21 protein-coding genes and 1 pseudogene are annotated in these 20,780 nt (G+C 30.7%); 2 read left to right on the top strand and 20 right to left on the bottom strand.

The genetic code is table 11. From position 1 onward, the window contains the following. Positions 1 to 16: 16 nt before the first annotated feature. From NSS86_RS00630 to lpl1, 8 genes are all read right to left on the bottom strand, one after another. A complete protein-coding gene (locus tag NSS86_RS00630; protein WP_000540323.1) occupies positions 17 to 817 on the bottom strand; it encodes a tandem-type lipoprotein in 801 nt (266 codons plus the stop codon). 51 nt (positions 818 to 868) lie between these two features. After that, positions 869 to 1,660: a tandem-type lipoprotein gene (locus NSS86_RS00625; RefSeq protein WP_001802015.1), complete on the bottom strand. Its 792-nt coding sequence runs from the start codon at positions 1,658 to 1,660 to the stop codon at positions 869 to 871. Between the two features lie 59 nt (positions 1,661 to 1,719). Next, positions 1,720 to 2,502 carry a tandem-type lipoprotein gene (locus NSS86_RS00620; RefSeq protein ID WP_001557596.1) on the bottom strand — a complete coding sequence of 261 codons (783 nt, stop codon included), beginning with the start codon at positions 2,500 to 2,502 and terminating at the stop codon, positions 1,720 to 1,722. A gap of 18 nt (positions 2,503 to 2,520) precedes the next feature. After that, a complete protein-coding gene (locus tag NSS86_RS00615; RefSeq protein WP_001557594.1) occupies positions 2,521 to 3,306 on the bottom strand; it encodes a tandem-type lipoprotein in 786 nt (261 codons plus the stop codon). A gap of 60 nt (positions 3,307 to 3,366) precedes the next feature. Further along, positions 3,367 to 4,098, bottom strand: coding sequence for a tandem-type lipoprotein (locus tag NSS86_RS00610; RefSeq protein ID WP_223197982.1), 732 nt, complete (start codon positions 4,096 to 4,098; stop codon positions 3,367 to 3,369). 74 nt (positions 4,099 to 4,172) lie between these two features. Beyond that, positions 4,173 to 4,958 (bottom strand): tandem-type lipoprotein, encoded by a 786-nt coding sequence (locus NSS86_RS00605; RefSeq protein ID WP_000542365.1) that lies wholly within the window; start codon positions 4,956 to 4,958, stop codon positions 4,173 to 4,175. A gap of 47 nt (positions 4,959 to 5,005) precedes the next feature. Beyond that, positions 5,006 to 5,800, bottom strand: a complete 795-nt coding sequence (locus NSS86_RS00600; protein WP_000540879.1) for a tandem-type lipoprotein — start codon at positions 5,798 to 5,800, stop codon at positions 5,006 to 5,008. 30 nt (positions 5,801 to 5,830) lie between these two features. Continuing rightward, positions 5,831 to 6,604, bottom strand: coding sequence for a tandem-type lipoprotein Lpl1 (lpl1, locus tag NSS86_RS00595; protein WP_001802013.1), 774 nt, complete (start codon positions 6,602 to 6,604; stop codon positions 5,831 to 5,833). 366 nt (positions 6,605 to 6,970) lie between these two features. Between lpl1 and spn the strand changes: the two genes are divergently transcribed. Continuing rightward, the gene (gene spn, locus NSS86_RS00590) at positions 6,971 to 7,279 is read left to right on the top strand and encodes a myeloperoxidase inhibitor SPIN (RefSeq protein ID WP_000669519.1); all 309 of its coding nucleotides are present in this window, start codon (positions 6,971 to 6,973) and stop codon (positions 7,277 to 7,279) included. Between the two features lie 108 nt (positions 7,280 to 7,387). Here the strand turns inward: spn and NSS86_RS00585 are convergent, their stop codons facing one another. From NSS86_RS00585 to NSS86_RS00570, 4 genes are all read right to left on the bottom strand, one after another. After that, the gene (locus NSS86_RS00585; protein WP_001208917.1) at positions 7,388 to 8,875 is read right to left on the bottom strand and encodes an FKLRK protein; all 1,488 of its coding nucleotides are present in this window, start codon (positions 8,873 to 8,875) and stop codon (positions 7,388 to 7,390) included. A 21-nt stretch (positions 8,876 to 8,896) separates the two neighbouring features. Beyond that, complete coding sequence (locus NSS86_RS00580) at positions 8,897 to 9,580, bottom strand: superantigen-like protein SSL11 (protein ID WP_000769160.1); 684 nt, start codon at positions 9,578 to 9,580, stop codon at positions 8,897 to 8,899. A gap of 382 nt (positions 9,581 to 9,962) precedes the next feature. Next, on the bottom strand, positions 9,963 to 11,186 hold the full coding sequence (locus NSS86_RS00575; RefSeq protein ID WP_339302311.1) for a restriction endonuclease subunit S: 1,224 nt from the start codon (positions 11,184 to 11,186) through the stop codon (positions 9,963 to 9,965). Further along, positions 11,179 to 12,735 (bottom strand): type I restriction-modification system subunit M, encoded by a 1,557-nt coding sequence (locus NSS86_RS00570; protein ID WP_000028669.1) that lies wholly within the window; start codon positions 12,733 to 12,735, stop codon positions 11,179 to 11,181. Before NSS86_RS00570 ends, NSS86_RS00575 begins: the two co-directional genes overlap by 8 nt. A gap of 77 nt (positions 12,736 to 12,812) precedes the next feature. Here NSS86_RS00570 and NSS86_RS00565 point away from each other — a divergent pair, with 77 nt between their 5' ends. Next, positions 12,813 to 12,914, top strand: coding sequence for a hypothetical protein (locus tag NSS86_RS00565; protein ID WP_031762269.1), 102 nt, complete (start codon positions 12,813 to 12,815; stop codon positions 12,912 to 12,914). An 84-nt stretch (positions 12,915 to 12,998) separates the two neighbouring features. Here the strand turns inward: NSS86_RS00565 and NSS86_RS00560 are convergent, their stop codons facing one another. The 8 genes and pseudogenes from NSS86_RS00560 to NSS86_RS00525 all read right to left on the bottom strand — a co-directional run bounded on the left by NSS86_RS00560 (position 12,999) and on the right by NSS86_RS00525 (position 20,682). After that, positions 12,999 to 13,682: a superantigen-like protein SSL10 gene (locus NSS86_RS00560; RefSeq protein ID WP_000673051.1), complete on the bottom strand. Its 684-nt coding sequence runs from the start codon at positions 13,680 to 13,682 to the stop codon at positions 12,999 to 13,001. 365 nt (positions 13,683 to 14,047) lie between these two features. Further along, complete coding sequence (locus NSS86_RS00555) at positions 14,048 to 14,746, bottom strand: superantigen-like protein SSL9 (RefSeq protein ID WP_000778500.1); 699 nt, start codon at positions 14,744 to 14,746, stop codon at positions 14,048 to 14,050. A 376-nt stretch (positions 14,747 to 15,122) separates the two neighbouring features. Then, positions 15,123 to 15,821 carry a superantigen-like protein SSL8 gene (locus NSS86_RS00550; RefSeq protein ID WP_000673034.1) on the bottom strand — a complete coding sequence of 233 codons (699 nt, stop codon included), beginning with the start codon at positions 15,819 to 15,821 and terminating at the stop codon, positions 15,123 to 15,125. A gap of 338 nt (positions 15,822 to 16,159) precedes the next feature. Beyond that, the gene (locus NSS86_RS00545) at positions 16,160 to 16,855 is read right to left on the bottom strand and encodes a superantigen-like protein SSL7 (RefSeq protein WP_000769820.1); all 696 of its coding nucleotides are present in this window, start codon (positions 16,853 to 16,855) and stop codon (positions 16,160 to 16,162) included. 445 nt (positions 16,856 to 17,300) lie between these two features. After that, positions 17,301 to 18,005, bottom strand: a complete 705-nt coding sequence (locus tag NSS86_RS00540) for a superantigen-like protein SSL5 (protein ID WP_000781349.1) — start codon at positions 18,003 to 18,005, stop codon at positions 17,301 to 17,303. 363 nt (positions 18,006 to 18,368) lie between these two features. Beyond that, entirely contained in the window at positions 18,369 to 19,247 is an 879-nt protein-coding gene (locus NSS86_RS00535) for a superantigen-like protein SSL4 (RefSeq protein ID WP_000705657.1), read from the bottom strand. A 108-nt stretch (positions 19,248 to 19,355) separates the two neighbouring features. After that, positions 19,356 to 19,493, bottom strand: a complete 138-nt coding sequence (locus NSS86_RS00530; protein ID WP_001792090.1) for a hypothetical protein — start codon at positions 19,491 to 19,493, stop codon at positions 19,356 to 19,358. Between the two features lie 117 nt (positions 19,494 to 19,610). Beyond that, positions 19,611 to 20,682, bottom strand: a pseudogene (locus NSS86_RS00525) (superantigen-like protein SSL3). Between the last annotated feature and the right edge of the window lie 98 nt (positions 20,683 to 20,780).

Raw genomic sequence — 20,780 nt, 5'->3', positions numbered from 1 at the left:
TTACACACCATCCTCATCATTCATCATCTTCATCCACCTTCGCCGGCTGGAAATTTAAAGAATCTATTACTGACAAATCGCTTTTTTCACCTTTTGAAAAGTCAATTTCCAACTTTTTATAACCCACAGAACTTCCTTTCAAATCACCATCAATATGCATTTTTAATACCGGTGCTTTATCAGTAGGAATATTATAACGACTTCTTAATTGCTTAACATTTTCATCTTTATTGCTCATTTTAAATTTTGCGTCATAACTTGGAACATTCTCATTAATTGAGACATCACCATTGCTGTAATTTTTCAATTCTTTAAGATTTGCATATTGTCCAAAAAATTTAAAGTTTTCTATTCTCTTTTTTAGATTTATATCTTCTACTTTATCTAATAAGATAATTTTATTATTTTTCATTTCAACTTTATAATTTTTTCTATCTGGGAATTTGCCCTTATTATAGAATGTCTTAACAAAATAATGTCCCTTTGCAGTCCGTGTATTTCTATCTAAGTATAAGACCATACCTTCATTACTCAATCCACCTTGTTTATTACTTTTAGCAAAATCTGTATATATAGTCCACATTCCTTTGTCACCCTTTTTAAATTCGCCATCACGGTATCCTTCTTTATCATATAAGTCCTCGAGATTCTTAATTGGATACATATCTAACGTTTTCGCAAAGCTCTTTTTGATTTGTGTTTCTTTTGAATCTTCTTTTGGCTTTTCTGAAGTATCGCTTGATTTATTGCAACCTATTATAAAAACACTCACAACCATAACAATTATGTAAAGTACAACTCTTTTAAAATATCCCATCTTTTCACTTCTCTCTTGTTTTAAATTAGTTTATGCCCTTGGTTTTATTTACTATTTACTGTGTGATGGACCGAAGTTCAAAAAATCACTCATAAAAGTCTCATCATCTTTCTCCTTAGAAAATGTGTATTCTATCTGTTTATATCCAACTGAGCTACCTTTAATATCGCCGTCTATATGCAGTTTTAATATTGGAGACTGCTTGGTTGTAATTGGGTACTTTTCTCTAAGTTTTTTTACATTTCCATCACTATTATTCCTTTTGTACTCTGCTTCATAATAAGGAACATTTTCATTGCTAGATATTCTTCCATTTTTATAATTTTTCAAGTCTTTAAAATCGGCATATTGCCCGAAAAATTTAAAATTTTCTATTTTTTGTTTAAGATTTTCATCTTCTACTTTGTCCAATAGAACTATCTTATTGTTTTTAAATTCAACACGATATTTTTTTTCGCGTGCCAACTTATCCACTTCATCATAAGTTGTTCTTACAGTATAATATCCTGTTGCTGTCCTCGTATTTCTATTAAAATGTAGTACCATACCTTCGCTATTCATTTCACCTTGCTTGTTGCTTTTAGCAAAATCTGTTGATATTGTCCAAGTCCCTTTATCACCTTTTTTAAATTCGCCATCACGATATCCTTCTTTGTCATATAGATTCTCGAGATTCTTAATTGGATACATATCTAACGTTTTCGAAAAACTCTTTTTAATTTGTGCTTCTTTTGAACCTTCTTTTGGATTTTCTGCAGTATCGCTTGATTTATCACAACCTATTATAAAAACACTCATAACCATAATAACTATGTACAATACAAGTCTTTTTAAATAACCCATCATTTCATAACTCTCTTTATTCTCAATATTTGCTTTTGTTGACTAATATCAACTTTTTGTCATTTTGTTACTTGGAACGAACTCAACGCTGTCAACATAATAAATGCTTCTTCTTTACTTCTACTAAATATGATTTCTATTTCCTTATATCCTACAGAAGACCCCTTTATATCTCCAGATCCCTTAAACAATAATTTTGGTGTCTTGCTAGTTTTTAGATTAAATCTCTTTTTCAACTGTTGAATGTTTCTGTCATTTTTCTTCATTTTATATTCTGCAGAGTAATTGGGAGCATTAGGATTATATGAAATATTAGTAATCTCATTCCGATCAAAATGATTAAAGTTTCCATATTGTGAAAATAATTCAAACGACTCTATTTCATTTTTTAACTTTTTGTCTTTAACATCTTTTACCAAAACTATCCTATTATTCACCAATTTCACTGGATATTTCTTTTCATTTTTTTGAACATCATGATTTTTATCTTCTTTCAATTCTCTAATAATATAACTTCCTTTAGCAGTTCTCTTATTTCTATCTAACTTTAATATCATTCCTCGTGATTTTAAACTCTCGCCTTTTGGTTGTGATACTATAGCTGAATACAGAACCCACGTCCCCTTATCACCCTTTTTAAATTCGCCATCACGGTATCCTTCTTTATCGTATAAATCCTCGAGATTCTTAATAGGGTACATATCTAACGTTTTCGCAAAGCTCTTTTTAATTTGTTCTTCTTTGGAATCTTCTTTTGTTTCATCACTTTTACCACAACCTGCTACCATAACTATTAAAATCAAGATACTTATGTACAATGCAAACCTTTTTGAATATCCCATCGCTTCACATCCTCCCTATCATTCATCATCTTTATTTTTGGCAGGTTGAAAATTTAATGAATCGACTATTGATAATTCGCTATTTTCTTCTTTTGAAAAGTCTATTTCTAACTTTTTATATCCAACGGAACTGCCTTTTAAGTCCCCATCAATATGCATTTTTAATATTGGAGCTTTATCAGTAGGAATGTTATAACGGCTTCTTAATTGCTTAACATTTTCATCTTTATTACTCATTTTAAATTTCGCGTCATAACTTGGAACATTACTATTAATTGAAACGTCGCCATGGTTGTAACTTTTCAAACTCTTGAAATCGGCATATTGTCCGAAAAATTTAAAGTTTTCTATTCTTTCTTTAAGTTTTTGATCTTCCACCTTGTCTAATAAAATAATTTTATTGTTTTTCATCTCAACTCTATAATTTTTACTATAAGAGTTTTCATGATTGTCATATATAGTATCTACAAAATAATATCCCTTGGCCGTTCGTGTATTTCTATCCAAATTTAAAACCATACCTTCATTATCTAATACACCTGGTCTATTACTTTTGGCGAAATCTGTGTAAATCGTCCACATCCCTTTGTCACCTTTTTTAAATTCGCCATCTCGATATCCTTCTTTATCATATAGGTCCTCGAGATTTTTGATTGGATACATATCTAACGTTTTCGCAAAGCTCTTTTTGATTTGTTCTTCCTTTGCGTCTTCTTTTATTTCATTACCTTTGCCACAACCAATTATAAAAATACTCAACACCATAATGCTTATGTACAATACTACTCTTTTTGAATCCCTCATTTTTTCACTTCTCTCTATCATGTTAATATTTGTTGAGTACTATCAACCTTTGTGTTATTTTTAGTCACTTGGAATTAAGTTTAATCCATCTGAAAAATATATATTTTCTTTTTTATTTTCTATAAATATAAATTCAATTTCCTTATATCCAACTGAAGACCCTTTCAAATCCCCCGAACCTTTCAACAACAATTTAGGCGCCTTTTCTGTTGGAATATTATATCTTTTTCGTAATTCTTTAACATTATAATCATCATTTTTCAGTTTATATTTCGCTGAATAAATAGGAGCTTCAGAATTATAGGAAATGTCACCATTTTCATAATTCTCTATTCCTTTAAAACTGCCATATTGCACAAAAAACTTAAAGTTTTCAATTTCCTTTTTCAACTTTTCATCTTTTATCTCCTCAGTTGGAATAATTTTATTGTTTATCATTTTCACAGGATACTTTTTTTCTGTTTCTCTTTCATCAAGGCTTTTTCTTGAATCTATTTCTTCTATTGAAAAATAACCGGTTGTGGTCCTAGTATTTCTATTCATGTATAATATCATGCCTCTTGAAGTTAAACTTTTACCTTTTGGTTGAATTATCATTTCAGATCTAACAACCCACGTCCCTTTGTCTCCCTTTTTAAATTCTCCATCTCGATATCCTTCTTTATCGTATAAATCCTCAAGATTTTTAATTGGATACATATCTAACGTTTTCGCAAAGCTCTTTTTGATTTGTGTTTCTTTTGAATCTTCAGGAGTGTCAAATACGCCACTGCAACCTGATGCTAATAGAATTAAGACTGACGTCCTATACACAACGCACATTTTCTAAAATTATTCATTGTTCCGTATCCCCTTTTTTATCATAGCTAATAGTTCTCACTTGAGGTAAACTCCAAACTATCAGTAAAAAATATATTCTCTTCTTGATTCTCCACGAATGTAAACTCAATGTCCTTATGTCCGATTGATGAACCTTTTAAATCTCCAGTACCTTTCAACAACAATTTGGGAGCCTTTTCTGTTGATATATCATATCTTTTACGTAATTGCTTTACATTATAATCATTATTTTTCAGTTGATATTTTGCTGAGTAGATAGGGGCTTCAGAATTGTATGAAACCTCTCCATTTTTATAATTTTTTAATTCTTTAAAATCACCATATTGTGAGAAAAACTTAAAATTTTCTATTTCTTTTTTTACACCTTTATCATTAATTGGATCAATAGGTACTATTTTATTATTCACCATCTTTACTGGATAACGTTTTTCTTTATCCTCTGTTTTTTTTAAAGTATCATTACTTGTTTCATCTACAATAAAATATCCTTTTGCGGTTCTTGTATTTCTATTTAAAAATAGATACATCCCTCTTGATTTCATAATTTCACCTTTTGGCTGTTTAACCATTACTGAACTGATAACCCATGTCCCTTTGTCACCCTTTTTAAATTCGCCATCTCGATATCCTTCTTTGTCATATAAGTCCTCGAGATTCTTAATTGGGTACATATCTAACGTTTTCGCAAAGCTCTTTTTAATTTGTTCTTCTTTGGAACCTTCTTTTGTTTCATCACTTTTGCCACAACCTGCTATCGCAAATATTAAAATCATAACGCTTATGTACAATGCAAACCTTTTTGAATATCCCATCATTTCACGTCTCTCTGCTTTAGAATTATTTCTACATCTAATAAACTTTAGCTATCTTCATCAGACGGCCCAAAATTTAAATAATCTCTTAATGTTGTCTCTTGATCTTTAACTTTTGAAAATTTATATTCTATTTTTTTGTATCCAACTGAACTTCCTTTTATATCACCATCTATATGTAACTTTAATATTGGAGCCTTTTTCGTTGTAATTGGATAAATATCTCTAAGTTTTTTTACATTTGTATCACTATTATTCAATTTGTATTCTGCTTCATATCTCGGTACATTTTCATTAGTTGTTATACTTCCATCTTGATAATTTTTTAAATCTTTAAAATCGGCATACTGACTAAAAAATTTAAAATTTTCAATTTTTTGTTTAAGTTTTTCGTCTTCTACATTATCCAAAAGAATAATCTTATTATTTTTAAGTTCAACACGGTATTTTTTCTCATTCTGATTTTTGCTAATATCATCATAAATTTTATTTACAAAATAATAACCTGTTGCCTTTTTGGTATTTCTATTTAGATATAAAACCATGCCTTCGTCATCTATTTCACCCGGTTTGTTACTTTTTGAAAAACTTGTGAGTAAAGTCCAAGTCCCCTTATCGCCCTTTTTAAATTCACCATCTCTATATCCTTCTTTGTCGTATAAATCCTCGAGATTCTTAATTGGATACATATCTAACGTTTTCGCAAAGCTCTTTTTGATTTGTTCTTCTTTTGAATCTTCTTTTGCTTTTTCCGCAGTATCGCTTGAACTATCACAACCTATTATAAAAATGCCCAAAATAATAACACTTATGAACAGTGCAAGCTTTTTTAGATATCCCATTTTTTCACATCCTAATATTCCTTATCAATACTATTTTTTCGCTGGTTTATAACTTAAAAATTCAATGACTGATAATTTGCTGTTTTCACGTTTTGAAAAGTCAATTTCTAACTTTCTATAACCTACAGAACTGCCTTTCAGGTCCCCATCAATATGCATTTTTAATATAGGTGATTTTTCAGTCGAAATATTATAACGACTTCTTAATTCCTTAACTATTTCATCTTTATTGCTCATTTTGTATTCAACATCATAACTAGGAACATTTTCATTAATTGAAACATCACCATTATTATATTTTCTCAATTCTTTAAGATTTGCATATTGACCGAAAAATTTAAAGTTTTCTATTTTCTGCTTGAGCTTATCATCTTTTACTTCATCTAATAAAATAATCTTATTATTTTTCATTTCAATTTTATAATTCTTTTCATCTGGTAGTTTACCATTCCGGTAAAATGTAGTAACAAAATAATGGCCTTTAGCGGTTCTAGTATTCCTATCCAGATTTAAAACCATACCTTCATCATCCAATTCACCCGGTTTATTACTTTTAGCGAAATCTGTGTATATCGTCCATGTCCCTTTATCACTTTTTTTAAATTCGCTATCTCGATATCCTTCTTTGTCGTATAAATCCTCGAGATTTTTGATTGGATACATATCTAACGTTTTCGCAAAGCTCTTTTTGATTTGTTCTTCTTTTGAACCTTCTTTTGTTTCATTACCTTTGCCACAACCAGCTATAACAACTATTAAAATTAAGATGCTTATGTACCATGAAAGTCTTTTTAAATATCGCATCGTTTCACGTCTCTTTGTTTTATACTTCATTTATATTCTCTTTTCATATAAATAATTAATTATTTTGTATATTTCTCTTTTACGTTACCAAAATATACATATACAATCAATTTAATTTCTTAATTAAATTTGTACTTATTATTATGTTGCATTATTTTTTATTATTGTTTCATTTGATTTAAACCCTTTTTGAAATCAAGGTTTTAGTAGGAAAAATCCATAAACACCGTTTTAAAGATTAATTGCATTTGAGCAATATTTGTCAGTTTAACTATTTATTAAAAATTATTAAATCGACTTAATAAACGTAATTTTCTTAATATTCAGTGTTATGATAGAGTTACAATTTTTAGAGGAGTGATAGATATGAAATTTAAAAAGGTTTTAGTAGCTACGGCAATGGTAGGTGTATTAGCAACTGGCGTTGTTGGATATGGTAATCAAGCAGATGCGAAAGTTTATTCTCAAAATGGACTCGTACTACATGATGACGCAAACTTCTTAGAACATGAATTAAGCTATATCGATGTGTTATTAGATAAGAATGCTGACCAAGCTACAAAAGACAACTTAAGATCATACTTCGCCGATAAAGGACTACATTCAATCAAAGACATTATCAACAAAGCTAAGCAAGACGGCTTTGATGTTTCAAAATATGAACACGTAAAATAAATTCAATAATGCTTTGTAACGAAGCAAATAAAAAACAGCTCAATGACGTTGAAGTCAGTGATTAACTCACTAATTTCATTACATCATTAAGCTGTTTTATTTTATTAATTATTTTTCTAATTTAGGTGTTGTACGTTCAACTTTCTTTTCACCTAATGGATAGAACCAAGTTGATGGATTACCTTGAACATCATATCCTACAATTTTATCACCATGTAATTTATGATATGCAGGCGTGTTTTCAAGTTTTTCTTCAAATTCACGTTCTTTCTTTTCTTCCGGAGATTCATATACATCAATATATTTAGAGACAAATCCTTGATGTAATAGGTCACCAGTAATAGGTTTAACTACTGCAAAATTCAATGTTTCTCCATTTTGCAATCTGAAACCAGCTTTTTCAGCATCAAAGCTAAATTTACCATTTTCATCTACTTGAATATCAGGGAACAATTGCGCATCACCTAAGTCAGAATATACTTTCACTACTGCATTCGCGAATTTAGTCTTCCCTGTAATCTCTTTAGTTCCTTGTTTATCAAGAATACCTTTACCTTTTTCTGTATGATATAAGCTTCCGTAAATTTCATCTACATGTATATCTTCTTTAACATCTTTCAATACTTTTACTTTTTCCACTTTAGTATGGTCATATTTTGTTTCTGCTTTATCGATATCTTCTAAGCTCGTTACTTTAGTTTTGAAAATTAATGACTTCAATGCTTCATCTTCATCATCAGGTGCAAATGTTAATGAGATTTCATCATTTTTCTTTAACTCTAAGTTATCAAAAGGATTTTTTTTGAAATCAAAATCAAAATATCCTTTTTCATTAATAGGCATCCAAACACCATCGGAACTAGCTTTAGTATCTTCTTTACTAATTCCACCTTTAGCTCTTTCTTCAAAATTAATAAATTTATTATTAATAGATAGAGCAACTTTACCTTTTACAGACGTATGACCTTTAATAATACCTGAACCTTCAGTAATTGGTTCGATGAAAACTTGGTGGTGTCCATCTTTTTCTTTTAGTTGTTCTTTCGGTATTTCATACGCTTTTTCATATCGTGGTGTTGTATATGTAGCTTTAGCATCTGTACTTTCTTCCTCAGCACCAGCTTTTTCAGTTGAAGATTCTTCTACTTCTTCATCCTCTTCATCGTCACCTAAATCAGGGCTTGATGATGATACCTCAATTTCTTGGTTATGGACAATTTTACGATTATTTAAAGGATACTCAAACTCTCCTTTGTCATTTGCAGTTATAAAATCACCATATCCTCCTTCAACTGAATCAGCACTTTTACCATCTATATTAAGTAAAATAATATGATTCGGTAATGTAGTACCTGTTACTTTTTGAGCTCCTGGTTTGATAGGATCTAAATTTACAAAGTTTTTAGAAGACTCTGCCGCTTTTGTTTCTTTGGAATTTTGTTCAGTCTGCGAAACAGCTTTTGATTCTTGATTTGTACTTACCTTCTGATTAGTTTCAGATGCTTCAGCTTGTCCGTTTGTCATGATATATAACATAGTAATTGCAACTGATACTAAACCGACTTTCATTTTACGTAATTTAAAATTTTCTCTCATGATATACTCCCTCGAATATTATTATAAATTCACTTCAATTTTCTCTATATTTCTACTATCAATCGTATCACCCATGCGATGAGGCTGTAATTTTTTATTTAATTCAAATGTATAATAGCCACCGTTTTTCATAGTAATTCTAATTTTACTGTCTTTAGGTTCTGTCTTATAAAGATCATGTTTATCAATTAAATGCTTTCTTAATTTAAAATCAAGTTCTTTTAATGAGATTTCTTCTTTATAGATGCTATAGTATTCTGAAGTCACAGAAGTAGTGTGTTGACCTGTACTCTTAGAAACTGACAAATTAACGTTTTGAACAGTATCTTTATGTTGAGTCCCATTTGTCTTTGTAATTCCACCAATCGATGTTGTGATAGCTGATTTGTCACTACCTTCTCTTACTACAAACACGTCAACATTAGAAACTTCGTCATCATCTTTAACAGTTAATTTTTCATTTCCTGTCAATGTAACATCAATTTGTTGAGAATTATCTATAAATGTAACTTTATTTCCGTATTTATATCCTGTTACATTTGTTAATTCAAATCCTCTCCCTTTATAATATTCACTCAAGTCTTGAGTAGCTTGTGATCTAACCTCTAATGTACTTGCTTTTACTGGCTGAGCAGTAGTTGTAATCATACCTGTTGTTAAAATCCCTAGTGCTAAACTTGCTTTAGCAATATTTTTTAATTTCATAATTCTATGCTCCCAATTTTTAGTCTATTTGATTTATTCTATTACGCAATACGAACAATCCTCATTCATTATAATGAGCAATGGTCGTGCTTCACATTAAACTTACTTTAACTAAAAATTAATCATTATTAAGTAATTTAATAAATAGTTAACTAATATCATTCAATTCCTATCGATCTACTCTCTTTTATTTACGAATAACACTTTATCTCAACTTAATCTTTATTTAACTACTTATTCTGTACACAATTTCGACACAAAAAAGACACTGCGCTTTCACAGTGCCTAAATTTAATGTTCGTTTTTAATTCACTTTACTTTTACAACTTTTATGTTAAATTATACAAATTTTATTCTTATGCAATCTATGTATTTATCAAAGTTATAAGAACATTTTTTGTAAAAAGGATTGTTTCTCTTTTTCTAATATTTCAATTTTCATTTTCTGTTTACTTATCAATATATCCATTTTTTTAAAGAAATCACCTATCTTTTCTTGTTCCTCCAATACAGGTATATCTATATTTATATTTTTTAATTGTTTATATTTTAAGTTCCATGTATCTGATGTTAATCCTTGTGAATTAATTTTAAATTTATGAATCATTCTATGTGTTTTAAACTTATATCCAATAAATAATGAGCTAGTATTTTGTGTTGGATAAAGCACAGTATATGCAGGGCTAACAATCCTATTATAATTTGATTTACCACTAGCCCCTTGCCACATTCTCATAGAATTATATGCAATATCATTTTTCCTAACTACTTTATAATTACTTTTATCTTTACTTGAATTATCTTTTCTATCCAATTCACTAAATTTTATAATGCCACTATTTATAGTTACTGAAAGCATTTGCCCTTTGTCAGAACGTTCGTTTCTCTCTTTTAAATATTTTTCTATTTTGCTATTTTCCCAATCTGGATAATCTTCACCATTCTCATCTTTGAATCGCAGTTCCTGTGAGAAAATTTTCTGCATATAGCCTTTTTTCTGTTGTTGAAGTAATTCAAGCTTTTGTTCTTCTAATTCAATTTGTCGGTCGAGTTTGCTGAAGAATTGTCCTATTTTTTGTTGTTCTTCAAATATAGTTGGGGTGAAGATTTTTAAATTAGCAATTTCTTTGAAGTTTAGTCCTTCTCGACTACCTCCACTTTGTGCAAGGAAAATTTTTCTTTTACCTTTTCTTGATAATAGATACTGTCCAAAAAAATTATAATAATACTCTTTTTTTAATCTAATAATACATACATGTTGATTTAAATTAGCATGCGTTTCAACTATCGAATTAATGGCTGTTCTACCTATTGATGCTCCTGTAATATTTAAAAGAACATCACCATAGTACGTTCTACTATTTTTCATCTCATCATCTATATCTTTACTAATATAAACTAAGTCATTAAGATTTAATTTACCATTTCTAATATTTTGACTCCTTAAAAATGGTATGCCTTTGTTTGTATAGTTTTCACTTCCACCTTTGGGAGTCTTTCCACTACCTATTTTGGTAGTAAGATTCCCTAACTTCTTCTCTTCCCATTCGCCCTCAAATCCTGGGAATCTCAACTCTGGCACATTTTTCGTTTGTGTATTACTCATCTTTCAACACCCCAAGTTCTTTCAGGTATGCATTGATTTCTTGTTCAATTTCTGCGATTTCTTTGTCGATATTTTTCAAATCTTGTTGGACTTGATCTAAATCAATTGGTGCTTCTTCTTCGAATGTATCAACATATCGCGGTATGTTTAAGTTGTAATCGTTATCGGCGATCTCTTGTAATGTCGCGCTGTAGCTATATTTATCAATCGTTGCTTTACGCTTATATGTGTCTATAATACGTTCGACTTGGGCATCGCTTAAATGGTTTTGATTTTTTCCTTTTTCAAAATCATTGGATGCATCGATAAATAGTACGTTGTCGTCTTGTTGGCGACATTTTTTAAATACTAAAATACATGTTGGAATACTTGTCCCATAGAAAATATTGGCTGGTAACCCAATCACGGCTTCTAAGTAGTTCTTTTCTTCTATTAAATAGCGACGAATCACACCTTCTGCGGCACCACGGAATAATACACCATGTGGGAGTACGACTGCCATGGTACCTTCATCGTCTAGGTAATGTACCATGTGTTGAATAAAGGCAAAGTCTGCTTTGGATTTTGGCGCAAGCTTGCCGTAACCACTGAATCGTTCATCATTTTCAAATTTTGAATCTGCTGTCCATTTCGCACTGTATGGTGGGTTCGCAATAACCGCATCAAATGTATTGCCTAAAAAGGCTGGATTTTCCAATGTGTCATCATTACGGATCTCGAAGTTCTCATAACGCACATCATGTAATAACATATTCATGCGTGCTAAGTTGTATGTAGTATTGTTACGTTCTTGTCCGAAATAACGATACACTTGCGTTTCTTTACCAACACGTAACAACAATGAACCGGAACCACATGTTGGGTCGTACACGTGACGTAATTTATCTTTACCGTCTGTGACAATCTTCGCCAGTATCTTAGATACTTGTTGTGGTGTATAGAACTCGCCTGCTTTTTTACCCGCTGTCGCCGCAAAGCGCCCGATTAGGAATTCATATGCATCACCTAACATATCAATTTCCATGTCACTGTGAACGAATGGTAAGTCGTCAAGATTAACCATGACTTTAGAGATTAAAGCAGTACGTTCTTTGACATTGTTACCTAGTCGCGTTGAACTCAAATCCATATCGCTGAACAGCCCGATAAAGTCATTTTCACTTTCTTCACCTAATGTAGATGTTTCAACTTTGCGAATCGCCGTCGCTAGATGTTCTATATCGAAATCTTGCGTTTCAATTTCACGAATCATCGCACTGAATAAATCTTGTGGCTCAATGAAGTAACCGACTTGATCAATTAATTCTGCTTTTAAGTCTTCACGATATTCTTCATCTGCCCATGCTTCTTGATACGTGATGTCTTCACCTGACAAGGCATCTGCATATTCTTGTTCGGCTTTTTCAGATAAGAAGCGATAGAAAATCAAGCCTAAAATGTAATTACGGAATTCACTCGCATCCATGTTCCCTCTTAAATCATTCGCAATCGACCATAATTTTTTATGTAATTCAGCTTGTTGCTGACGTTGTTTTTCAGTAATAGACATGTGATTCCTCCGCCTTTGAATAAGTAATTTATCTCTTTGTGTAATAGATTTATTATAACATTTGGTTATGTTGCGATGTGGAGAATTTTGATGTTGGTGGTGGAATTTTTATATTCATGGAGATTGGGATAGGATTCATGACACACAAACAAAAACGGCTTAACGACGATATCGATTGATGCATCCTTTTTGTATAAGCTATGCGCACCAATTTACATTTCACCGTTAAGCCGCTTCAATTACTTTTTATTATTCGTAATTATTTACTTTAAGTTAACTTCAATATCTTTAATTTGTTTGCTTTCTATGACTTCCCCCATATATTTAAATTTTAATTTAGATCTTAAATCAAGGTTATAAAAACTGCCATCTTTCAAGCTAATTTTGACCCTACCATCTTTTGAGATTGTTTTATAAAGTCCGTATTTTTCAATTAGATGCTTTCTCAACTTATAATCCAGCTCTTTTAGTGTTATTTTTTCTTTTTTAATGTAATAAGGGTAACCTTTCACAAAAGCATCTTCACCCTTTTCTTTTGAAATATTTAATATTGGTGCACTGACAACTCCAGATGTTTTATTATTCTGTATTACACCACCAACAGTATAAAATATATCGTGCTTATCTCTTTTTTCTTGAACAAAAAACACATCTAACCCCTCATAACTACGCTGTTGAAATTTACTTTTATCATTTCCAGGCAGTAAAACTTGAATCTTAATACCTCTAAACTTAAAACGCAAGTTATTTTTACCATGTTTCAAAGCACTAATATTTTTCATTTCCATAGTCTTTCCAGTGTAGTATCGGTATAGTGCCTCCTTGTCATGTTTATTTACTGACTTTTGATTTTGTTTTGCATGACCTGAATGAACTTCTGTTGTTAAAGTTCCTGTTGTTAAAATTCCTAAAGCTAATGTTGCTTTTGCTAATGCTGTAAATTTCATATTTATTTGCTCCAATCTTAATATATTGGATTGTTTTCATTACGTAATTTGAATCATACATTTTTATTATAACGTGCATCGTTTCATACGATAATTAACCTCGATTTAAATATACTTGAATTATTCTTAATGAAAAACAAATATATTTTAATGTTCAGGTTAAATGACTTTCATTATTTCATTTAGTTGTTTTACTGGATTATCGTTTACTACAACTGATGATGTTACTCTGTTCTGCTCTTTGAATTACAAAAACAACTTAACAACAGTAATGTATTTAACACAGTTCCTTATATAAGGACACAGATGTCAATTCACATTTTGTCGTTAAGTCGCTTCTTAAGCTATTATGCTATTAACTCAAACTAATTCAAATTCACTTCAATATTTTTAATTTGCTTACTATCCATTACATCAAACATACGATCAAAACTTAATTTTTCACTTAAATCAATTACATATTTCTTTTCGTCTTTCATATTAATAACGATTCTACCTTTATCTGACGCGCCTTTATACAATCTATATTTTTCGACTAACATTTTTCTTATTTTAAAATCCAGTTCCTTCAACGATACTTCTTCCTTTTGAATAAAGAACAACTCATTTATCGAAAAGCCATGTTTAGCATCAACTTTTTTAACTTGTAGACTTGGATTACTTACAAATCCAAACACTGATCTCACATTTTTCTTTGTTATACCGCCAACGCTATATATGCCACCTTTTATATCTATTAATTCAGGTACTGCAAAGACATCAAGGCCATGTGTTTTTTCTTTATATTTATTTTTATCGTCACCAAGCAGAAACACTTTGAAAGTTTTATTTCGTTGGTTAAAGTTTAAAACGTTAGAACCATAGTAATCTTCACTTTTAACGCTAATGTTTGTTGATTCAAAACTTTCTTCAGAATAGTATTGATGTAGCATATTGATATAATATTTGCGTTGTGTCTCATCAAGTTCTACTTTCGCGTGAACAGCTTTACTTTCTGCTGTAAACACACCTGTAGTTAATATTCCTAATGCTAATGTTGCTTTTGCTAATGCAGTCAATTTCATATTTATTTGCTCCAATCTTGATATATTGGATTGTTATGATTACGTAATTTGAACTATCTGTCTTTATTATAAGGTGCATCAAAACAGACTGACATTAACGCTCATTTAAATAAACTTGAATCATTATTAATGAAAATCAAACGTATTTTAACATTCGTATTAACTGATTTTTAATAGCAACATAAATTTTTTTGGGGGAATCATTGTTCTTTCCGATTAGTTTTAGATCTTAAGTTATTCGATACAAAGTGTACAAAAAAGCAGCTTAATAACGTAGTCAATGTTCGATATGTTTTTATTATTAAAACACGTATCAAAATCATTAAACATGGGATTATTAAACCGCTTCTTAAGCTTTTATTCTATATATCATTGATTATTTCAAATTCACTTCGATGTTCTTAATTTGTTCACTATTAATGACATCTGCCATACGCTCGAAATCTAATTTATCACTTAAATCAATTTCATACTTATTTTCATCTTTCATATTAATAACAATTCTACCTTTATCAGCTGACCCTTCATACAGTTTGTATTTTTTAATCAACAGTTTTCTTATTTTAAAATCAAGTTCCTTCAATGACACTTCTTCCTTTTGAATAAAGAAAAATTCATCAATAGAAAAACCGTCTTTATCGTCTATTTTTTTAACTAGTAAGTTCGGCGTTCTTAGAGACTCAAATATTGATTTTACGTTTTTCTTCGTTACACCACTAACACTAAATATTCTTCCATCTAAATCTACTAATTCTGGTACCGCAAAGACATCTAAACCATGTGTTTTTTCTTTGTATTTATTTTCATCTTTTCCCAATAAAAATACTTGGAACTTTTGATTTTGTTGGTTAAAAAGCAAAACGTTAGAGTCATAATAACCTTGACTTTGGCCACTAACATTTGTTAACTCATAACTAGGTCCTGAATAGTATTGATGTAACTTGTTTGTATCATATAAACGGTTCATTTTTTCATACTTTCCTTTTGCATTAACCGATTGATTTTCTGTTATCATTACACTTGTTGTTAATATTCCTAATACAAATATCGCTTTAGCTATCGCTGTAAATTTCATATTCATATGCTCCAATCTTAATATATTGGATTGCTTTTATTACGTAATTTGAATAATACACATTTATTATAAAGGGCATTGAGACAGACTGACATTAACACTCGTTTAATTAAAATTAAATCATGGTTAATGAAGAACTAATTAATATTCAATGGACATCACTTTCAGAAGTAATGTGAATTTTTAGTACGCTCATACCCTGCGTTATAAAACATAAAAACAGCCTAACGACACTGTTGATTTAGATACGCCCCTTTTTGGAGGATGTACGTATTTATTCAACATTTCATCGTTAAGCTGCTTCAAATTTATTACTTTAAAGTCATTGATTGTTTAATTTAAATTTGATTAATAGTCACTGCTATATTTTGAATATCCTTACTATTCAACACATCACCCATGCGCTCGAATTGCAGTTTATCACCTAAATCAATTACTTCCTTTTTCTCGTCTTTCAAATTGATAGTGATCTTACCGTATTTAGTCGTACCTTTATATAAACCATATTTTTCAACTAATTGCTTTCTAATTTTGAAATCAAGTTCTTTCAGTGAAACTTCTTCTTTATTAATTAAAAATGAGTCAATTGATGCATCTAAATTTCCGCCATACACTTTATTAACAAATAAATGTGTATTAGTTTCAGAAGATTTGTTATTTTTCTTAGTCACACCACCAACAGTAGATAGTCTACCGTTTGGATCAATTAATTCTTTTACCACAAAGACATTCTGGCCTTCAAGGCCTTTTTTATATTTATCTTTATCTTTTCCTAATAAGAATAATTGGTGATTTTGTTTTTCTTGGTTAAAGCGTACAACGTTAGAACCGTTATAGTTTTCAACCTTACCACTAATATTACTGAATTCAAAACTTTCTGATGAGTAGTATCGATATAAGTCTTTAATATCATATAAATGTTGTACTCTCTCTTGCTTTTCTTTTGCGTGGACTGCTTGGCCTTCTGATGTAATCACACCAGTAGTTAATAAGCCTAATGCCAATGTTGCTTTAGCTAACGTTTTTAATTTCATAGTACTATTCTCCCAATCTATTTATAAATTTTGTCTTAATATATTTTTATATGATTAATTCAATTACGTAATACGAACAATCTACTATCATTATATAAGCGAGATACTGCGCTATGAATTAACCTCTTTTTAACTATTTTTGAACCAACGTTAAGTTAGTTAATGAAATCCTAACAGTATTAATTATTTTTTATAACACAATGCTAATTTTTTAACTATTCACACTTTCCCTCAATTTAATTATGTTTTCCACATTGTTTCATGTCACTAAAGCGACATCACGCATCTATAAGTATCAACTATTTCCACAAGTTTTATTGGTGTTTTTATTATTCATCGATACGCTTCATTTTCATCTCGCCAACACAAAAAAGAAGCTAAGCAACTTATGTTGCCTAACTCCTCTATACTATCCATATTTTACTATTATCCATATTTCATTGAATTATCTAATGTTGGCTTCTATTTTTTCAATATTTCTACCGTCAATGACATCACTCATGCGATTTGTTTGTAATTTTTTATTAAGTTCAAACGTATAATAGCCGCCATCTTTCATTATCACTTTTATCTTACTATCTTTAGGAAACTTTTTATACAGATCAAAATTTTGAATTAAATACTGTCTCAATTTAAAGTCGAGTTCTTTAAGTGAAATCTCTTCTTTATAAATGTAGTGTACTCTACCGTACGTAGCAATACCGTCACCTTCATCTCTCTTGATTTGAAATCTTGGTGCGTTTATATAATCATAATAAGCGTCTTGATTTTTCTTAGTGACACCACCATATGAAAACACTGTGCCGTTGCGATTTTCTGCTTCTTTAACAACAAATATGTCTAATCCCGGATTTTTGCGTGCTTTAAATCTTTCAATATCTTTACCAAATATCTGTACTCTTGTGAATTTTCTATTTTTATCAAAGATAAGGTAATGCTTGCCACCTTTGCTATAACGATAACCAGTAACATTTTTAAGTTCCTTACTTGCGCCACTATAGTAATCTCTTAAGTCAAAGATATCTTTTGTCACATTTTCATATTTTGCTTCATGTTCACTCGCATTTACAGTTTGATGCAATGACGTTATTGTTCCTGTTGCTAAAATACCTAATGCTAAACTTGCTTTCGCAATTGCTGCCATTTTCATAGTTGTATGCTCCATTCGTAATTATTAGATTTGTTCGCTTACGTCTATTGAATCATACAGCTTTATTATAATTGGCGTATTTGACCTTTCACATTAAACCATCTTTAATAATCATTGAATCATTATTAAGTAAATTAAGGAATCTATAATGTTCGTTAAATAAAACTGATTCCGTTGTGCTTCACACCCGATAGATAGGGATTTACAGATAAATTCAGGACTCTTCCACGTCATATTTGGACCCATCGAAAATTCGGGTTCTCAAATCATCGAACATAACAAAAGAAGCTAAGCAACATGTAGGCCGTTGTCACTGAACTTCTTGTTTTTCCGATGACAGCTTCTATTTAGAGAATGTCATGATTATTTTATATTCACTTCAATGTTATCAATATTAGTGCCATCTATGACGTCTGCCATGCGATTTTCTTGTAATTTTTTGTGTAATTCAAACGTGTACTTTCCACCGTTTTTCATGTTAATAACAATTTTACCTGAACCAACGTTACCGTACAGATTATGATTTTCAATAAGTTGTTTTCTCAATTTAAAATCAAGTTCTTTCAAGGAAATCTGCTCTTTAGTAATCTTGAATTCTGAAACATCATGAGAGATTGTACCTTTATTATCTTCTTTAGTAATTCTTACTCCTGCTTTGTGATCAACTTTTTTACTATTACTCTTTGTGATACCACCGACCGAGTATCTTTCCACTCCATATTTATTTTTTTCTTCTAAAACGACAAATACATCGACATTCCTATGTACTCCTTCATCATATTTTTTATCGTCTTTTCCAACTAAAGCTATTTTATATATGAAATAATCTGGAACAATATTCATAAATCTTATTGTCGTCCATTTTTTTAAAATAATACCAATCTCATTTTTAAATTCTAAACTTGGTTTCGTATAATACGCTCTTAAATCTTTAAATTTAGGATTTATTTCTGTTGGTACTTGTTTTGTGGTTGGCGATTGTGGTGTTTCCACTTTAGTTGAAGATGGTGTTGTCGCGTTCGGTGTTTGTTGCGGTGTTTCCACTTTAGTTGAAGGCGGTGTTGTCGCGTTTGGTTTTGATTGCGGTGCTTCTACTTTAGTTGAGGGCGGTGTTGATTGTGGTGCTTCCACTTTAGTGGAAGATGGTGTTGTCGCGTTTGCTTCTTGCGTTGTCGTTGTGATTACACCCGTTGTTAAAAGGCCTAGTGCTAAACTTGTTTTAGCAATTGTTGTTATTTTCATAGTTGTATGCTCCATTCGTAATTATTAGATTTGTTCGATTACATTCATTGAATCATACAGCTTTATTATAGATGGCGTATTGCTCCATTCACATTAAACCTTGTTTAACTATATTTGAATCATCGTTAAGTAAATTAAGAAATCCATAATGTTCGTTAAATAAAACTGATTTTGATGTGATTCAACACTTGGCACATTTGAGGATTCGTCACTTTTAAGACATAGAAATGCCACTTTTACAAACAAATGAATATTCGTCTTTTACATCATTACGCATAATAAAAGAAGCTAAGCAACATGTAAACCGTTGTCACTTAACTTCTTGTTTTACCGATGTCAGCTTCTATTTAGAGAACGTCATGATTATTTTATATTCACTTCAATTTTATCAATGTTTGTACCTTCTATGACATCTGCCATACGATGCTCTTGCAGTTTTTTGTGTAATTCAAACGTATACTTCCCACCGTTTTTCATTTTAATAACGATTGTTCCTGAACCCATGTTACCGTAAAGATTATGTTTTTCAATAAGTTGTTTTCTCAATTTAAAATCAAGCTCTTTCAAGGAAATCTCTTCCTTAGTAATCATGTATTCTGAAACATCGCGTGAAATCATACCTTGATTATCTTTTTTAGTAACGCTTAATTCTGCTTTGTGATCAACTTTTTTACTATTAGTCTTCGTGATGCCACCGACAGAATATTTTTTTAATTGATATTTATTGTCTTCTAAAACGATAAATACATCGATATTATCGTAAGGTCCATCTTTATATTTTTTCTCATCTTTTCCAACTAAAGCTATTTTATAGATGAACCTATTTGGAATAACATTCATAAACCTAACCGTCGTCCATGGTTTGAGCAAAAATCCAAACTGCTTTTCAAATTCAAAACTCGGTTTCGTGTAATACGCTCTTAAATCTTCATATTTAGGAGTCATATCTGTTTGTGCTTGTTTTATGGTTGGAGATTGTGGTGTGTCTGATTTAGTAGATTGCATTGGTTGTGGCGTGTTTGTTGATGGAGGTGTTGTCACTTTAGTTTTCGGCGTTGTGGATTCGGTTGTCGTTTGTGATTGTTCTTGTTTAGGCGCTGGCGTTGCTGATATATTAAGCGATTTCTGCTCTTCTTGTTTAGGTTGTGATATTTTTTCTATTTTGGAAGCTGAGGTTTTTTTCCTCATTAGTATTTGGTGCCTTTTCGAGTTTAGGCGTGCGTTCTTGTCTTGTGTTAGCTGCTTGTGTTGTCGCTGAATTTGCACCTGCTGTTATGTTTATCATTGCTAATCGCTCTGCTTTAAGCGTTGGTACTTTGTCAACTTTAGTTGATTGTATTTTTTCTGCTTTGACCGATTGCGTCGTTACTGTAATTGCGCCTGTTGTTAAAAGCCCTAGTGCTAAACTGGTTTTAGCAATTGTTTTCATATTCATAATTGTATACTCCAATCTATATTATATTCGATTGTCTTTTTACGTAATTTGAATCATACAACATCATTATAGATGGCGTTCTAAGATAATCACATTAA

It is taken from the genome of Staphylococcus sp. FSL W8-0056 (genome assembly GCF_037963075.1).
In the GTDB taxonomy this organism is placed as follows: domain Bacteria; phylum Bacillota; class Bacilli; order Staphylococcales; family Staphylococcaceae; genus Staphylococcus; species Staphylococcus aureus.
Note: the sequence above shows the minus strand (reverse complement) of the source record. Positions and strands in the feature narration are given on the sequence as shown.

Coding starts and splice junctions, on each gene's coding strand:
- NSS86_RS00630 (WP_000540323.1), bottom strand. CDS start 817: ATGGGATATTTTAAAAGAGTTGTACTTTACATAATTGTTATGGTTGTG.
- NSS86_RS00625 (WP_001802015.1), bottom strand. CDS start 1,660: ATGGGTTATTTAAAAAGACTTGTATTGTACATAGTTATTATGGTTATG.
- NSS86_RS00620 (WP_001557596.1), bottom strand. CDS start 2,502: ATGGGATATTCAAAAAGGTTTGCATTGTACATAAGTATCTTGATTTTA.
- NSS86_RS00615 (WP_001557594.1), bottom strand. CDS start 3,306: ATGAGGGATTCAAAAAGAGTAGTATTGTACATAAGCATTATGGTGTTG.
- NSS86_RS00605 (WP_000542365.1), bottom strand. CDS start 4,958: ATGGGATATTCAAAAAGGTTTGCATTGTACATAAGCGTTATGATTTTA.
- NSS86_RS00600 (WP_000540879.1), bottom strand. CDS start 5,800: ATGGGATATCTAAAAAAGCTTGCACTGTTCATAAGTGTTATTATTTTG.
- lpl1 (WP_001802013.1), bottom strand. CDS start 6,604: ATGCGATATTTAAAAAGACTTTCATGGTACATAAGCATCTTAATTTTA.
- spn (WP_000669519.1), top strand. CDS start 6,971: ATGAAATTTAAAAAGGTTTTAGTAGCTACGGCAATGGTAGGTGTATTA.
- NSS86_RS00585 (WP_001208917.1), bottom strand. CDS start 8,875: ATGAGAGAAAATTTTAAATTACGTAAAATGAAAGTCGGTTTAGTATCA.
- NSS86_RS00580 (WP_000769160.1), bottom strand. CDS start 9,580: ATGAAATTAAAAAATATTGCTAAAGCAAGTTTAGCACTAGGGATTTTA.
- NSS86_RS00575 (WP_339302311.1), bottom strand. CDS start 11,186: ATGAGTAATACACAAACGAAAAATGTGCCAGAGTTGAGATTCCCAGGA.
- NSS86_RS00570 (WP_000028669.1), bottom strand. CDS start 12,735: ATGTCTATTACTGAAAAACAACGTCAGCAACAAGCTGAATTACATAAA.
- NSS86_RS00560 (WP_000673051.1), bottom strand. CDS start 13,682: ATGAAATTTACAGCATTAGCAAAAGCAACATTAGCTTTAGGAATTTTA.
- NSS86_RS00555 (WP_000778500.1), bottom strand. CDS start 14,746: ATGAAATTGACTGCATTAGCAAAAGCAACATTAGCATTAGGAATATTA.
- NSS86_RS00550 (WP_000673034.1), bottom strand. CDS start 15,821: ATGAAATTTACAGCGATAGCTAAAGCGATATTTGTATTAGGAATATTA.
- NSS86_RS00545 (WP_000769820.1), bottom strand. CDS start 16,855: ATGAAATTAAAAACGTTAGCTAAAGCAACATTGGCATTAGGCTTATTA.
- NSS86_RS00540 (WP_000781349.1), bottom strand. CDS start 18,005: ATGAAAATGGCAGCAATTGCGAAAGCAAGTTTAGCATTAGGTATTTTA.
- NSS86_RS00535 (WP_000705657.1), bottom strand. CDS start 19,247: ATGAAAATAACAACAATTGCTAAAACAAGTTTAGCACTAGGCCTTTTA.